A 14,584-nucleotide genomic window follows, 5' to 3' on the forward strand; every position below is an offset into this window, starting at 1 on the left:
CAGGATCTCCCGCGCACCACCCACCCGGGGACGCCTGCTGTGACTCCGGCGTTCAGGATGTCGCCGATACGGCCTTCTGCTCCTCCAGTGCCTTGGCCTCCGCCGCCAGCCGGTGGCGGCGCGTGGCCGGGCCGAAGATCGCCAGCACGATAGCTCCGACGGTCCAGGTTCCGGCGATGAACATGAAGACCGCTTCGTAGCCGACTCCGTTGTAGATGCCGGCGATCATCAGCGGGCCGGCCGCGTTCGACAGTCGCCCAAGGCCGTAGGCGATGCTGGTGCCGAGGGAGCGGCCCCGGGTGTCAAAGAGTTCCGGCGAGTATGCGTAGGCCAGGGCGGTGTAGCCGCGCTCGAAGAGATTGACCAGGAACCCAAAGGCGACGATCAGCACCGGGGTGAACGTCAGCCCGTACATCAAACCGGTGACGGCGATGATCAGGCCGAAGACCACCAGGGACCACTTGCGCTCGAACCGGTCGGTGACCATCGCCGCGAGGAAGGAGCCGAGCGGTGCGCCGACCGTCGTCAGCGCCACGTAGAAGATCGAGTCCTCCACGCTGATGCCTTCGGCGGCCAGCAGCGTCGGCGCCCAGCTGGAGTAGCCGAAGAAGCCGATGGTCTGGGTGATCCACAGGACCGACAGCAGGATCGTGGGGAACAGGAACTTCTTATCCTTGAGCATGCCCAGACCGGACCTGCCGGCCGGGCCCTGCGGCTGCGGTTCCTGTGCGGCGGGCAACTCACCGTGCTCGAGTGTCACGCCGGCCTCGAGGCGCGTCAGGACAGCGTCGGCCTCCTCGTGGCGGCCGCGGGACTCGAGCCACTGCGGAGACTCCTCGAGTTTGCGCACGAAGAACAGGAACAGCACACCGAGAGAGCCCCACAGGTAAACCAGGCGCCAGGACCAGTCGGACATCGGCACCACCGCGGAGGCGATCAGGTTGGTGACAGGGGTACCGCAGATACCGATGACGATGGCATATGCCTGGAACTTGCCGCGTTTGGCGCGCGGGTAGAGCTCGCTGATGTAAACGACGGCCACGACGGTCATCGCGGAGAGTCCCGCCGAGGTCAGCACACGGAAGACGCCCAGCGACCAGATGTCCCAGGCGAATACGCACGCGAAGGACCACGCGGTGAACCAGACCGTGCTCATGATGAGCATGCGCAGGCGTCCCAGCCGGTCGGCCAGTCCGCCGGCGACGACGGCCCCGAAGAACATGCCGACGAAGGACAACGAGATCACATAGGCGATGTGGTTGACGTCGATGCCCCATTGTTCGCGCACCACGGGGGCTGTGATGGCGAAGGTGTTGATGTCCGCGAACTCGAAGAAGTACGCGAACGCCACCGCGTAGAGGGCGGTCTTGTGGAACTTGGATATGGGCAACCGGTCGAGCCGGTTGGCCGCGTTGGTGGCGGGTTTGTGCTGCACTGCACGCTCCTGGGGTGGGGACGCGGCACCATTGCGGGGCCGGTGGTTTGCCGTCAGCCGGCCTCTTCCGGCCAGTACAGGTGCCGAGGGTTGTCGACCAGCAGAGCCTGCTGCCGGGTAAACGTCGTGGCGATATGCGGAATGTGGTCGACGAGCAGACCGTCGTCGGGCATGTGGTTCTTGAGGTTGGGGTGGGGCCAGTCGGTGCCCCACAGGGCCCGGTCGGTGAACTCGTCGACGACCTTGCGGGCGAACGGCACGACATCGCGGTAGGCGTGGCGCTCACCGTTCAGAGCGGGCGGTCCGGTGACGGTCAGGCGCTCGGGGCAGGAGACCTTGACCCAGACGTCGTTGGTCTCGACGAAGCGCAGGAAACGAGCGAACTCGGGTCCGTCCGGGCTTCGTGTGACGTCGGGGCGGCCCATGTGGTCGATGACGAGCGGGACTGGCAGGGAGGCGAAGAACGTCTCCAGGTCGGCCAGGTCCGCAGCCTCGAAGTAGAGGACGACGTGCCATCCCAGCGGTGCGATCCTGCGGGCGATGGTCGCCAGTGCCTCGGTGGGCGCGGCATCCACCAGGCGTCGGACGAAGTTGAAGCGCACCCCTCGCACTCCGGCGTCGTGCAGGCGTCGCAGTTCCTCTTCGCTGACGTCGGGGCGCACGGTCGCCACCCCGCGGGCCCGATCGCCGGCAGTCTGCAGAGCGTCTACCAGGGCGCTGTTGTCGGCACCGTGGCAGGTGGCCTGGACGATGACGTTGCGCGCGATGCCGAGGCGGTCGCGGAGGGCGAACAGGTCGTGCTTTGAGGCGTCGACAGGCGTGTACTTGCGTTCGGCCGCGTAAGGAAACTCGGCGGCGGGGCCGAATACGTGGCAGTGGGTGTCAACCGCCCCCGTCGGCAGTGGGAAGGCGGGATCGGTGGGTCCGCGGTACCAGTCGAGCCAGCCCGGGGTGATAGCGAAGGCCGGGTCAGTCATCGGGAGTGCTCCTCGTGCCGTCAGTCGACGTAGGTCAGGCCGAGCTCGGCCAGGGGGCCGCGCATGGCGTACATGTCCAGGCCCAGTTCCCCCTCCACGAACCGTTTCCGCTTTCCCTCCTCGGCGGCCTCGCGCCTTGCGGCAGCTTCGGCCACCGCGACGGCCTGGGGAGCGGGGACCACGACCACGCCGTCGGCGTCAGCGACGATCACGTCACCCGGGTTGACCAGGGCGTTGGCGACGACGACGGGAACGTTGACCGAACCGAGCGTGGCCTTGACAGTGCCCTTGGCGTTGATCGTGCGAGCGAAGACGGGGAAGTCCATCTGCCGCAGCTCGTCGACATCGCGGCAGCCACCGTCGATGACCAGGCCCTTGGCCCCGCGGGCTCGGAGGGAGGTGGCGAGCAGCTCTCCGAAGAAGCCGTCCCCGCTCTCGGTGGTGCAGCCGGCGACGACCACATCGCCCTCCCGCACCTGCTCAGCGGCCACATGCAGCATCCAGTTGTCGCCGGGCTGCAGCAGCACGGTGACAGCGGTGCCGCAGAGCTTCGCGCCCTCGTAGACGGGCCGGATATACGGACGCAGCAGGCCGAGTCGGCCCATGGCCTCGTGGACCGTTGCGACCCCGTACCGGGACAGGGCCTCGACCGCCGCGCGGTCGGCGCGTTCTGTCCTGCGGTGGACGACTCCGAGTTCGTGCATGATTTGACTCCTTGCGCTGTCGTTGGTGATCGATTCGAGAGCAGAACCAGGCCGTGTGGGGCCGAGGGCCCGGGGGCTCAGCGGCCCTGGGCGGTCAAGCGGGCATCCAGACGGGGGTAGACAAGCCTGGCATTCCGTTCCTCGACCGCGGTCAGTTGTTCGTCGGACAGGCCCGCGTTCTCTACGTAGCGGCGCGTGTCGTCAAAGTGGTGGCCGGTGTGCGAGTCGATGCCACGGACGGCCCCGATCATCTCGGAAGCGAAGAGGATGTTGCCGTGCGGGACCACTTCCAACAGCAGATCGATGCCTGGCTGGTGGTAGACGCAGGTGTCGAAGAAGACGTTGCGCAGCAGTGATTCCACCGCCTCGGGCTTGCCCAGCGCCTGCGCCAGGCCCCGGAATCGGCCCCAGTGATATGGCACGGCGCCGCCGCCGTGCGGGATGATCAGGCGTAGCTCGGGAAAGTCGGCGAACAGGTCCCCGGTCAGCAGTTGCATGAACGCGGTGGTGTCGGCGTTGAGGTAGTGCGCCCCGGTGGTATGGAAGGCCGCATTGCAGCTGGTGGAGACGTGAACCATGGCGGGCACGTCCAGCTCGGCGAGCTTCTCCCACACCGGGTACCAGGACCGGTCGGTCAACGGTGGTGCGGTCCAGTGGCCGCCGGAGGGGTCCGGGTTGATGTTGACTGTGACGGCGCCCAGCTCCAGCACGGCACGTTCGATTTCGGGGATGACCGTAGCCGGATCGGTTCCCGGTGACTGCGGCAGCATCGCACCGGGGGCGAATCGCCCGGGGTACAGCTCGGCGACACGGTGGCACAGATCGTTGCAGATGCGGGCCCAGGCGGAGGAGGTGGCGAAGTCACCGATGTGGTGGGCCATGAACGAGGCGCGAGGAGAGAAGACGGTGACGTCGATGCCGCGCTCGTCCATGGCACGCAGTTGGTTGGTCTCGATGGACTCACGGATCTGGTCGTCACTGATGGCGGGCCCTGCGCGGTCGGGTGCCCGTGCCCGATCGGTGAGCGCGGCGATCTGGGCCCCACGCCACTCCCCCAGCGGGGCCGGCGCCGTCGTGTAGTGGCCGTGGACGTCGATGATCACGCGGTCTTCTCCTGAGTGGTGGGGGCGGGGTCCCAGAGGGAACGGGGTACGAGCAGGTCGCCGGCCATGATGAGGCGGGCGGTGCGCAGCAGCGCGGAGCGCGTGACCCGCTGGGGAACGTCCGGGGCGAGGCCGAGGGTGACGCTGAACTCTCCGGACGGGTGCTCGACGGAAATGGTGGGCTCCGTGCCGGAGACATCGGCGGCAACGTCGCGGGCGACACTGCCTTCGAGTACACAGGCAGTCGCGGCCGTGACTGCGGCGAGCACGCCGATGGACTGGTGGCAGACCCGTGGGATGAGGCTGCGCGTGGAGAGGGTGCCTCCGTGACGCGGCGGCGCCACCAGCGTCATCTTCGGGTAGTTCTTCTCCGTGACGTCGCCCAGGCCCATGGCTTCGCCGCAGATCAGGCGCAGGGCCTCGACACGGGCCTTGAGCCCTTCGTCGGCGTCGATCTGTGACGGTATCTCGTAGCCGGTGGCGCCCAGGCGCTCGGCTGTCACGATCACCAGGGGCTGGCCGTTGTCGATCAGGGTGACGTCCACGGCGCCGATCCCGGGGACCTCGACGGTGTCGCGTGCATGCCCAGTGGGGAGCAGGGAGTCGGCGACGGAGCCGGCCGTGTCCAGGAAGCCGATCTCGACCGGAGCGGCAGTGCCTGGGACACCGTCGATACGGGCCTGGCCCCGGTAGTCGACGTGCCGCGCCCCGTCCGTGTCCAGTGGGGTGGCGACGGTGATCTCGGCGACCATGCCGGTGTTGCGGGTACGCACCCGGGCGGTGGTGCGGTCGGCGTCGGGGACGACCATGCCGGTTTCGACGGCGAACGGCAGCACCGCGGCCAGCATGTTGCCGCAGTTGGAGGAAGTGTCGGCTGTGTCCCCGCCGGGCTGCACTTGAACGAAAGTCCACTCCAGGTCGACGCCGGGTTCCGTGCCCGGACCCACGATGCCTACCTTGCTGGTCAACGGGTGCCCGCCGCCGATGCCGTCGATCTGGCGCGGGTCGGGTGATCCCATCGCGGCCAGCAGTACGGCGTCACGGAGCCTGGTGTCCTTTGGCAGCACTCTCGCGTCGAAGAACGGCCCTCGCGACGTACCGCCTCGCATGAACAGGCACGGAATCGCGGTCTGGGAGCCGTGTCGGCGCGCCCCGCGGGACCGGGCAACTGCTTCGGCAGGCATCGGCACTCCTTCGTCGACTGGGGATACGCAGAGGAAGCTAGGTCATCAACCAGATTGTTGACAAGATGTTTGGCGAAATTACAAAAAAGTTCGTCGGGGTCGCGGCCGGAGTCCTCACGAGGCTCTAGGCTTCACATGCACTGACCTGCCGACGAAAGAGGTCGAACGAGTTGACGGACAAGCTGACGGGCGCAGCCGGACGCCAGTACGTGACCGACGCCATCAGGCACTCCTTGCGCTCCGGGGACCTGGTACCCGGGCAGCGACTCGTGGAGAACGACCTCGCCGAGTCCTACGGGACGACTCGCAGCGCGGTCCGCGAGGCTCTGCAGGACCTCGCCGCCGAGGAGATCGTCGAGATCATCCCCCGCCGCGGCGCGCGCATCCGGGCGGTCTCCATCGACGAGGCCATACAGATCACCGAGTGCCGCTCCGCGCTGGAGCAGCTGTGCGCCACGAAGGCCGCTACGCAGGCGAACGAGGCACAGCGTACGGAACTGCGTCGGATAGGCACGGAGATGCGGCAGGCCGTCGCGGACGGAGCGGTACACACATACTCCGCCCTCAACCAGCGCCTGCACGAACTGGTGGTCGAGGCCAGCGGTCAGGAGGTCGCCAGGCGCCAGCTCGAACGACTCAACGGACCGATGGTGCGTTATCAGTTCCGGCTGGCCTTGCGCCCCGGCCGTCCCGCCCAGTCACTGCAGCAGCACCTGGACATCATCGACGGGATCGTCAGCGGTGACGCCACGGCAGCGGCACGGGCTGCTGCCGCGCACTTGAACGACGTGATCGAACAACTGCGGTCGTCGGCCACCACATCATCCGCAACGGCACCAACCCGCACATGAACCGCCATCGCGTCCGGCAGGCTGACGAGGCACACAGCCCGCTGTTCGCATGGCCATAACTTGATTCGGTGGACGGATGTGCCGCCGACGCGCGGGCGCAGTCAGCGCATGGTCGTCGCGGGAGTCGAAGGTCTGCTGGCGGGCCACGTGCTCGGCGAGCGCCGGCCGTTGAGCGCGCTGCGGGCGCCGCCGGATACTGACGGTTGCGACCAGCGACGTTGACACCCATTTCGGCATAGTCGCGGTCTCGACATAGGTCGATCGATGCTGATATCCGCATAGATCGACGAGCTCGGCTACATGGACTCGACCGCCGCGGCGCCGAACTCCTCTTCCAGGTATTGACCGAACGCGAGGAGAAGAACAGCGTCGCCATCGCCTCCGACGAGCCCTTCGGCGGCTGGACCAAGACCTTCACAGATCCCCGCCTCGACGCGGCCATCGTCGACCGCCTCACCTTCAACAACGCGATCATCGAGACCGGCACCGACTCCTACCGCCTCGCCAGCACACGCGCCCGAGCTGAAGAGCCCGCAAAGGCCGGCTGACCCCGTGCTCCCGCATCCGGGCCGCCACCCGGAGCGCGGCCCGGATGGGACACCGAGGTAACCGTAATGAAACGGGTCATCACCGGTCGAAACCGCGCTTTGCTCCAGGTCATCCACGAACTGCTCGTGCACTCGAAGCTCGTGTCCCCTGCCAGGACTCGCCAAGACGATGGTCTTCGCCTCCCCGAGTGCCGTGGGGCCGGCCCTCAGTAGCTCGCGCGTGATCACCACTGCGTCGAGCACCTCGACCCGACGCTCACTCAGCAGCCTCTGCACGACAGCCATCCCACCAGCAGTCGTCAGCAGCGGTCGGCACTCATCCACGAGCGCCTCAAGCCTGGCCGTCCTCTCCGGATGCAGCCCTCTGATCACCATCGCAGTGCCTCCTCGCCTCGCAGCTCCGCGGGTCGTCCCCGATCATGGCGTTCCCGTGGTTGAGCTACAGGCGTTCTCGCAACTCGCGAACAATGCGAAACGCGGCGTCGCGAGGCTGAAGTCTTGGCGGATCTTCCGCAGGTCCCGATGCAGCCCCAACCGCATGACGTCAATCGCCAAGGCCATCATCCTCACGCTGGAGGGGCAACGCTGAAGAAGCTCAGCTCAGCGAGCGCCTCGTCACAGAGTCCGTTCGTGAATCGTCGGAAGAATCGTCTCGGCTATGTCAAGGAGTGCGCTGTCGTCCGGGAGGGCTCCGGACTTGCTCCACACGGTGATGTCGTAGTAGCCACCACGGTCATTCCCGTCGAGGGCCACGGACAGTGTTCTGGCCAGGGGGCCTTGCCCGACGGATCCTCCGGATCCACCGCTCCCGAGATTGAACTCGAGCGCCACGGTGTGATCCGAGGAGAGGACCCCGGGCCGACCGAGGACCGAGAGCGTCTTGACGTCCGGCTCCTCCCCGAACTCCATCAGTTTCACGTACTGGGCGATCGACAGCTTGTTGTACGTGGCGGAGACGTTCACGGTGTAGGTGTCGAACTGGACCTCCGCCGCTGGTTGGGCGACCTTCCCGTCCGTCAGGGGGGCGGTGTTGTTGGTGCCCGATGCCATGGTCGCGGTCTCCGCGGGCGTTCCGAGGAGCTGGGCCAGGTCTGACCTGTTGAGAGCCTTGCACAGCTCGTCGCCGGTGACAGCCTGGGACGTCTTGTCGTAGGCGCTCGGCAGCTCCTCGCCTTCCCCGCTCGAACATGAGGCGGCGGGCGGCGTGCTGTCTTCGTCGGGGGGCAGCAGATGCGGGCCCAGCCACAGCGCGACCCCGAGGGCCGCGAACACGGCCACGGCCGCGACAGCCTGGCCCAGCGCGTTGGGTTCCTTCTCCGGATCCGGATCCGGGACGAGACGCTGCCCCGCAACCTGCGAATGCGGCTGGACAGCAGCATCGGACACCGCCCCGTCCACAGAGGCGGCCGGACTCGGGTTCCGGCGTGCGCGCAGGGCTTGGACCACCGTGTGGACGCGCGCCGCGGTGACCACCAGGAACACCACGCCGATCCCGGCTGCCGCCCATTCTTCTTCGCGGAGGGCGAGATACATGATGCGTACGCCGAAAACGGACCCGACCACGATGAACAGAGGCTCACGGACCCAGAAGGGCAGGAGACGGAAGAGGAAACCGAGCATCCGGCGATCTCACCAGGACAAGATCGTGTTGGCTGTGACGGAAGCCATAGTTCCGGCTCGGGACTCAACCGTGATGAAGCGGGGAATTGCGGTGCCCTCGAGCCTCGCGGCCAGAGCGTTCCCGTAGGTCGGCGCCGTCACCACACTGTCCTTACTCGAACTCCGGCGACTCTCAAGCTTGACTCTGTCGGGAATCTTGGTGGATCGGCCCCGTCGGCCCCCCCATACGTCGTGGGAACGTTCCACCATGATCGGCGTGCCGCTACTCAGGTTCCGGGAGCCCACGCGAGGATTGCGCGGACGTCGGTGGAGCTGTCGACCTGCTCGCCCCTGGAGTGCTCAGTTGTCTTTCGCTGCCGGGGCCGAATGGCCGGCGTCCGCCTGGTCATCTGCGACAGCCACAGCGGCCTGGTCAAAGCCATCCGCAAGGTCATACTTGGCGCCGCCTGGCAGCACTGCCGAGTCCCTTCGTCCGCAATGTCTTCGCCGCCATCCCGAAAGGCTCGGCGGAGACGGTCGCCGCCACGATCCGCACGATGTTCGCCCAGCCCACCGCGGACAGGGTCCGCACTCAGCTCGACACCGTCGCCGAGATGCTCGGCCGGCAGTTCCCCACGGTCAGAGAAGTGCTTTCGGAGGCGAAGGAAGACCTGACCGCGTTCGCGGACTTTCCTCGTCAGCACTGGAAGAAGATTCAGTCGACGAACCCGCTGGAGCGGCTGAACGGGGAGATCAAGCGCCGCACCGACGTCGTCCAGGTCTTCCCGAACCCGGCTGCCGTCCTCCGCTTGGCCACCGCGGTCCTCGCCGAACTCCACGACGAGTGGATCGCCTTCCCCCGCCGCTACCTCTCCAACGAAAGCATGGACGCCCTCTGCACCGACGGGCCAACCGTCCTGCCCGCTGCATCAAACGACCGATCGCCAACACCACGCAAAGGGACGTGACCTGTACGAGGGAGCCGCACGATGCCTCCCGTGGATACCTCACGGGACGACTTGCGATGCGGGCTCTGTGGGCAGGTTGTGAATGCCCGGCACGAGCAGCACCACGAGGGATCGGCCGTCGGTGCGGGGAGGCGTGTTGAGTATGTAGTGATCGGACTGCATGGTGCCAATGCCCTCTATCACGCTGCCGATGAGCCCTCTCGGACCCGCAGGACCAGTGCCGCCAACCTGGCGAAGGCACTGGGGGTTGGGCTGCCGGATCTTCCTGGCCGCCATTACACGTGCTGGGAGGTGCCTGGGGAGTACGGCGACGTCATCCGCCAGCGTCGTGGAGCCGGAGGCCCTCCCGGTTACGGACACGATCCCTGCTCTGCTACGCGCTCCTCAGGGAGTCGCTGCGCGGAAGCCCGGCCGATACCGGCCTCGACACGGCACCCTCACAGCCCGCGTCCTCGACACCCTGCTGCACGGGGCGGGCCAACGCGGTTGAGTCGTCCGCCGACCCGAGCGGCCCATGCCGGAAGCGGAAAGGCGGGTTTCCGCCACGTAGGGCCGCGAGGCGCATGGAGAAGATGTGGGGGGAGTGTCGAGAAGAGGCGACTCAGGCCCGGCAGCGGCCTGAGCCGCTGCTCCGCACTGTGGCAACGAGCGAACTGAGTGGGGCCTGGTGCCCCTGCGCCGCATGGGAAGGAGCTAGGAACGGCTGGCCGAGAGCGCCCCAGTGGACCGTGCTTCTGGAACAGTGAGCGCGCCGAGTCCCCTCGCAGGGGCGCGGGGCAGGGGCACGGCGCACGGGCACCGCGGGGGGCGGGGGCAGCTGCCTCACGTAGTCGCGGTTGTGCGGTGCCGCGCAGCGGAGGGGAGCCGGAGCAGCCCGCCCCGCAACCGCAGGCATGGAACGTCCGTACCACAGCACCGGATCGCGCTGGCAGCACCCACCTCGTCCACAGGAGGCACGCCCATGCACGTCCGCACCCCAGACTCGTCGAGCAGACCCGTACGGGCCGTGCTGCTCGTCCTCGGTATGCTGGCCACGCTCCTGGCCGCGGCTCTTCCTGCCGCAGGATCCGCCCAAGCCGCGGTTCCCGACCGCTGGGGCTTCGCGTATCTGGACGACCCGACCCCTCCGCCCGGATACGCGCCCGATCCCTCACGCCAGTGGGGCAGTTGGGCCTCCCCGTCCACCAACCCCGTCAAGGTGGACCAGATCGGCCTCGGGTCGTACGTCGTGCACTTCCCGATGATCGGCGGTGTGGACGGAATCGCACACGCCACCGCGGTCGACAGCACGGGCCGCTGGTGCCAGATCGTCGCCTGGAAGGACGTGGGGTCCGGCGAGGACGTCTACGTGAACTGTTACCGCCCCGGTGGCGCGCCCGACAACTCCACCTTCACCGTCCTCTACACCAGCAGCAGCGGCACCCCCGCGACACCTTCCGGCTCGTACGGCTACCTCTACTCGGACACGAGCGGGATCGCTCTCACCCAGTACAACTCCACGGGAGCGGTCAACTCGGTGAGTCACGGCGCGACCGGCGTCTGGAAGGCGTGGCTTCCCGGCCTCGGACTGTCCAGCCAAGCCGGAAACCTGCAGGTCACCGCCGTCGACACTCGGCAGGGCGCACGATGCAAGGTGTCCGACTGGGCGCCGGGCACGGCCGGACAGACCGTCCAGGTGGCCTGCTACGACGCATCCGGCGCTCCGTACGACACCAGGTGGACGCTGAGCTACTCCCACCTGCGGGCGGTCCACGGCCCGGCCTTCCCACCCAAGGCATTCGGTTACCTCTGGTACAACGGATCACTGCCCACTCTGACCAACTACAACTCCAGCGGAGCCGCCAACACCCTCGGCGGTTCGGGAGCACCCTTCGTGGTCACCATGCCGTCGATCGCCGTCCCGTCCGACACCGCTCAGACCACCGCCTACGGCCGCGGGGCCGACTACTGCGGCCTACACGCGCCCTGGGACCGGAGCAGCGGAACCGTCCGGCTCTACGTCAGTTGCTTCGGCCCCGGCGGGGCACCGGTGAAGGTTCCCTTCTTCACCGCCTACACCTCAGCCCGCTGACCCCCTGTCGCTCGGGCTCGCCGAAGCGGCGCGTCGGGCGGTCGTTCAGCCCCAGCACCAGGTGGATTGCCTACGTGCGGAGGCGATGAGCGAACCTGTGGTTTGGGGTCGGCGAGCACGGTATGCGTCACGTGGCCTGGAGCGACTTGGCTCTGGCCGATCACCGGCGCCGTTACCTCGCCGACCCTCATTCCTATCTGCGGCACGTCCTTGACCGAGCGGGCGCTCCTGGAATGCTCGGCCGGGCCACAGCTTCCGGTCAGTGCCGACTGCCCGCCGGTGACAGAGCCTCGTCCCGGCCCCGGAGGCCCGCCGGGGCGGCAGACGCGGGCTGCGCTTCATGATCATGCCGCTGCCGGGGCGCCGAGTGCCGCCGCCAGAGTGTGACGGTGGTAACGACCGTGACGGCGATTGCGGCCAGGGCCGGTGCGCCCAGGGTGAGGATGCGCTCCAGCGATGCTGCGGCTGCGTATCCGGCGCTGATCTCCACGGTGGCCCACAGGCAGGCTGCGGTGACGCTGTAGGGGGCGGTAGGGCAGACGGGTGGCCCCCGCGAAGTGGGGGGCGAGGGTCCGGGCCACGGGCAGGAAGCGGGCGATGAAGACGGCCCGGCCTCCGTGCCGGTTCATCAGCCGCTCCGCCTGCCGCCAGGCAGCAGGCGGAATACGGCGTCCGATACGACCGGTACGCAGACGCGTGCCGAGGAGTTGGCCGGTGCGGTGGGCGAGGAGATCACCTGCGACCACGGCGGTGGCAGCCGTGGCGACGATGAGAGGGAGGCTGATTTCGCCGCTGCGGGCCAGGGCGCCGGCCGTCAGAAGCAGTGTGAGGGTGGGGATGAACGCGCCGACCAGGAGAACGGAATCGGCCAGAATGGCACCCGCCACCACCGCATAGGCGAGGCCATGCGGGAGGTGACCGAGCAGCTGGGAGACCGCGTTCACCGCCGGGCCTCTTCCGGTCGCGGGGCGGAAGGCGCGTCGGCCCTGGCCAGGGGGCGCTGCAGGTGCCAGACATGGGCGGGGCAGTTCATGATCCGCTCGACGTCTTCCGGGGCGAAGTTGGTCAGCGGCAGACCGGAAACGATCACGTCGTAGAGGTGAGGCGTGTCGAACTCCTCGATCAAGCTCTGGTGCGCCGTTGCCCGTCCGGAAGGGCCCATCAAACTCGGCGCGCGGCGGCAATGATCGACCGTCGACCGCTCTCGCTGCCCGCCTTCTCCGAGCCCGCTTCCGACGCTCCCGCCCCCGCCCGGGCGGGGGCGCCGGCTGATGCCGGTCGAGCAGGGCGCCGACTTCCGCCAACCGCCCGGCGAGCCCGCACCCGCCTCGGCCCGACGTCCGCTCGCCCCCGGCGGCCTCGCCTCCTCAGACCCGGACCGCCATATCTGAGCGATACCACCACGGGGTGCGCCACGTCCAGGACCAGCTCACCACCTAGCCACACCGCCCGGTGGGCCAGCGCCTCCGCCTGGACAGTGGTCGTAGCCGGCCCGGCTCCCGCCTCGGATACCGTGTTCCTCTACGGGGTGCCATAACGGATGTGACGCCCCCCACAGGAGGTAGCCAGCGTATGAGTTCAAAGCGCAGCAAGAATCCAGCCCTGCCCGTACTTGACGACGCCTTCCGACTCGCGTCGGTCAAGGACGCCGAAGAGTCCACCCGTGACTTGGCCGCGCGGCTGGCCACCACCGAGCTGCGCCGCGTTTCCCACCCGGGCCGGATCACCTGGGAGCCGACCGATCAGGCCGAGCCCGTACCGGTCCCGCCGACCGTGGTCGACGGTGACGGGGACCTGTGGCTGCGGGACCGGGGCACTGGCACCTGGACTATGCCCGAGTTCAACCCGAAGGAGTTCCCTGCCCGCTGTGGCGAGGTTCTGACGTGGAACCAGCTTGCCCTCGAGTTCGGCCCGCTAACCGCACTGGCTGACGACCGCCGCATCGGCGGCGGTCGGCGTCGCTGACCGCGCAGCCTTCTGGGATGACCGCGCCCCTAGGCACTGTTCCTCGGATCTCGCGACGTGCGTGGGATGTTGGGGGCAGGCTGTCTGTATGGGCCGTGGGGATCTGACGAATGCGGAGGGGGACCGGCTGGAGTCGTTCCTGCCTCCTGGTGGGGCCCGCGGGCCGGTGGAGTGACCACCGTCGGGTGATCAACGGGGTGCTCTACCGGGTCCGGACGGGCGTGCAGTGGAGGGATCTGCCGGAGCGGTTCGGGCCGTAGGAGACCGTTTACAAACGCCATCGCCGCTGGTCAGCGGATGGAACATGGACGATGCTGCTGTCGCGGATCCAAGCGGCCGAGGACGCCGCGGGCCGGATCGACTGGGACGTCTCGGTGGACTCGACAGCTGTGCGGGCCCACCAGCACGCCGCCGGCGCGAGGAAGGCGCCGGCGGTCGCGGTCCCTCAAAAGGGGATCGCTGAGAGGGGGGACGAACCAGGTCGATCCAGTGTTGAGGAAACTGACGGTCCGGCTGGAGGAAGTGGTCAGATCGGATGGTGTCTGGGACGTTCCCGCGGCGGATTCACCACCAGAATCCACCTTGCCGCCGACGGGCGATGCCGGCCCCTCGCCCTCGTCCTGACACCCGGACACTACGGTGACGGGCCCCAGTTCGAGCGAGTGCTGGAGCAGGTCTCCGTGCCCCGTATCGGAGTCGGCCGACCTCGGACCCGGCCCGACGATGTCCTGGCGGACAAGACCTACGCCTCTCGGACGAACCGAACCGTCGTCACCTGCGACGACGCGGAATCCGGCACACCATCCCCGAACGCCTCGACCAGCGGAGACACCGCAAGAATCGCGGTTCCCGAGGCGGCCGTCCCACCGGCTTCGACAGCGAGCGGTACAAGAAGCTCAACACCGTCGAACGCGCAATCAACCGCCCGAAAGGCTTCCGCGCAGTCGCCACCCGCTACGGGAAACGCGCCTACATCTACCTCGGCACCGTCAAGCTCGCAGGGATACGCGGCACCGTTCCGACACGTCAACCACTGTGAGACCGATCTCGATGATCTCGTTCACAGAGCCGGGCAACCGCATCCATCCCAACAGGTCGCTTCCACATCGACGACGTTCAACAGGGCGGATTCGTGGCGCATGGGTCCAGGGTAGGAATGCGATCCTGGTACTGGCTCCT

The 14,584-nt window shown here is 67.9% G+C and carries 11 protein-coding genes and 4 pseudogenes; 7 read left to right on the forward strand and 8 right to left on the reverse strand.

What is annotated here, in order from left to right; genetic code table 11:
* Positions 1-52: 52 nt before the first annotated feature.
* From OG927_RS00595 to OG927_RS00615, 5 genes are all read right to left on the reverse strand, one after another.
* On the reverse strand, positions 53-1,435 hold the full coding sequence (locus tag OG927_RS00595) for an MFS transporter (RefSeq protein ID WP_330319487.1): 1,383 nt from the start codon (positions 1,433-1,435) through the stop codon (positions 53-55).
* Between the two features lie 53 nt (positions 1,436-1,488).
* On the reverse strand, positions 1,489-2,412 hold the full coding sequence (locus tag OG927_RS00600; RefSeq protein WP_330319488.1) for an amidohydrolase family protein: 924 nt from the start codon (positions 2,410-2,412) through the stop codon (positions 1,489-1,491).
* A gap of 20 nt (positions 2,413-2,432) precedes the next feature.
* Positions 2,433-3,116, reverse strand: a complete 684-nt coding sequence (gene ligK, locus OG927_RS00605) for a 4-carboxy-4-hydroxy-2-oxoadipate aldolase/oxaloacetate decarboxylase (RefSeq protein ID WP_056790109.1) — start codon at positions 3,114-3,116, stop codon at positions 2,433-2,435.
* Between the two features lie 77 nt (positions 3,117-3,193).
* Complete coding sequence (locus tag OG927_RS00610) at positions 3,194-4,219, reverse strand: amidohydrolase family protein (RefSeq protein ID WP_330319489.1); 1,026 nt, start codon at positions 4,217-4,219, stop codon at positions 3,194-3,196.
* A complete protein-coding gene (locus OG927_RS00615; protein WP_330319490.1) occupies positions 4,216-5,403 on the reverse strand; it encodes a 4-oxalomesaconate tautomerase in 1,188 nt (395 codons plus the stop codon). Before OG927_RS00615 ends, OG927_RS00610 begins: the two co-directional genes overlap by 4 nt.
* 170 nt (positions 5,404-5,573) lie before the next feature.
* On the opposite strand from OG927_RS00615, the gene OG927_RS00620 reads away from it, so the two are divergent.
* The 3 genes and pseudogenes from OG927_RS00620 to OG927_RS00630 all read left to right on the forward strand — a co-directional run.
* Complete coding sequence (locus tag OG927_RS00620) at positions 5,574-6,254, forward strand: GntR family transcriptional regulator (protein ID WP_330319491.1); 681 nt, start codon at positions 5,574-5,576, stop codon at positions 6,252-6,254.
* A 282-nt stretch (positions 6,255-6,536) separates the two neighbouring features.
* Positions 6,537-6,802, forward strand: a pseudogene (locus OG927_RS00625) (ATP-binding protein); the annotation flags it as partial.
* A 472-nt stretch (positions 6,803-7,274) separates the two neighbouring features.
* Positions 7,275-7,391, forward strand: a pseudogene (locus OG927_RS00630) (IS5/IS1182 family transposase); the annotation flags it as partial.
* A gap of 26 nt (positions 7,392-7,417) precedes the next feature.
* Here OG927_RS00630 and OG927_RS00635 read toward each other — a convergent pair.
* Positions 7,418-8,422 carry a DUF6215 domain-containing protein gene (locus OG927_RS00635; protein ID WP_330319492.1) on the reverse strand — a complete coding sequence of 335 codons (1,005 nt, stop codon included), beginning with the start codon at positions 8,420-8,422 and terminating at the stop codon, positions 7,418-7,420.
* Positions 8,423-8,788: 366 nt separating this feature from the next.
* Between OG927_RS00635 and OG927_RS00640 the strand changes: the two are divergent.
* Together OG927_RS00640 and OG927_RS00645 are read left to right on the forward strand one after the other, a co-directional pair.
* Positions 8,789-9,369: pseudogene (locus OG927_RS00640) on the forward strand (transposase); the annotation flags it as partial.
* Positions 9,370-10,330: 961 nt separating this feature from the next.
* Positions 10,331-11,440 carry a hypothetical protein gene (locus OG927_RS00645; protein WP_330319493.1) on the forward strand — a complete coding sequence of 370 codons (1,110 nt, stop codon included), beginning with the start codon at positions 10,331-10,333 and terminating at the stop codon, positions 11,438-11,440.
* A gap of 344 nt (positions 11,441-11,784) precedes the next feature.
* Here the strand turns inward: OG927_RS00645 and OG927_RS00650 are convergent, their stop codons facing one another.
* Complete coding sequence (locus OG927_RS00650) at positions 11,785-12,384, reverse strand: DedA family protein (protein ID WP_330319494.1); 600 nt, start codon at positions 12,382-12,384, stop codon at positions 11,785-11,787.
* Positions 12,381-12,566, reverse strand: a complete 186-nt coding sequence (locus tag OG927_RS00655; RefSeq protein ID WP_124283355.1) for a hypothetical protein — start codon at positions 12,564-12,566, stop codon at positions 12,381-12,383. The genes OG927_RS00650 and OG927_RS00655 overlap by 4 nt, the downstream gene beginning before the upstream one ends.
* Before the next feature lie 446 nt (positions 12,567-13,012).
* Here OG927_RS00655 and OG927_RS00660 point away from each other — a divergent pair, with 446 nt between their 5' ends.
* Together OG927_RS00660 and OG927_RS00665 are read left to right on the forward strand one after the other, a co-directional pair.
* The gene (locus tag OG927_RS00660; RefSeq protein ID WP_056790073.1) at positions 13,013-13,405 is read left to right on the forward strand and encodes a hypothetical protein; all 393 of its coding nucleotides are present in this window, start codon (positions 13,013-13,015) and stop codon (positions 13,403-13,405) included.
* Between the two features lie 88 nt (positions 13,406-13,493).
* Positions 13,494-14,444, forward strand: a pseudogene (locus tag OG927_RS00665) (IS5 family transposase).
* The last annotated feature ends 140 nt before the right edge of the window (positions 14,445-14,584 follow it).

Source organism: Streptomyces clavifer, assembly GCF_036345975.1.
GTDB lineage: Bacteria > Actinomycetota > Actinomycetes > Streptomycetales > Streptomycetaceae > Streptomyces > Streptomyces clavifer.

What these genes read in the sequence shown, in the direction of transcription:
- OG927_RS00660 (WP_056790073.1), top strand. Translation starts at nt 13,013, where the DNA reads ATGAGTTCAAAGCGCAGCAAGAATCCAGCCCTGCCCGTACTTGACGAC.
- OG927_RS00600 (WP_330319488.1), bottom strand. Translation starts at nt 2,412, where the DNA reads ATGACTGACCCGGCCTTCGCTATCACCCCGGGCTGGCTCGACTGGTAC.
- OG927_RS00645 (WP_330319493.1), top strand. Translation starts at nt 10,331, where the DNA reads ATGCACGTCCGCACCCCAGACTCGTCGAGCAGACCCGTACGGGCCGTG.
- OG927_RS00635 (WP_330319492.1), bottom strand. Translation starts at nt 8,422, where the DNA reads ATGCTCGGTTTCCTCTTCCGTCTCCTGCCCTTCTGGGTCCGTGAGCCT.
- ligK (WP_056790109.1), bottom strand. Translation starts at nt 3,116, where the DNA reads ATGCACGAACTCGGAGTCGTCCACCGCAGGACAGAACGCGCCGACCGC.
- OG927_RS00615 (WP_330319490.1), bottom strand. Translation starts at nt 5,403, where the DNA reads ATGCCTGCCGAAGCAGTTGCCCGGTCCCGCGGGGCGCGCCGACACGGC.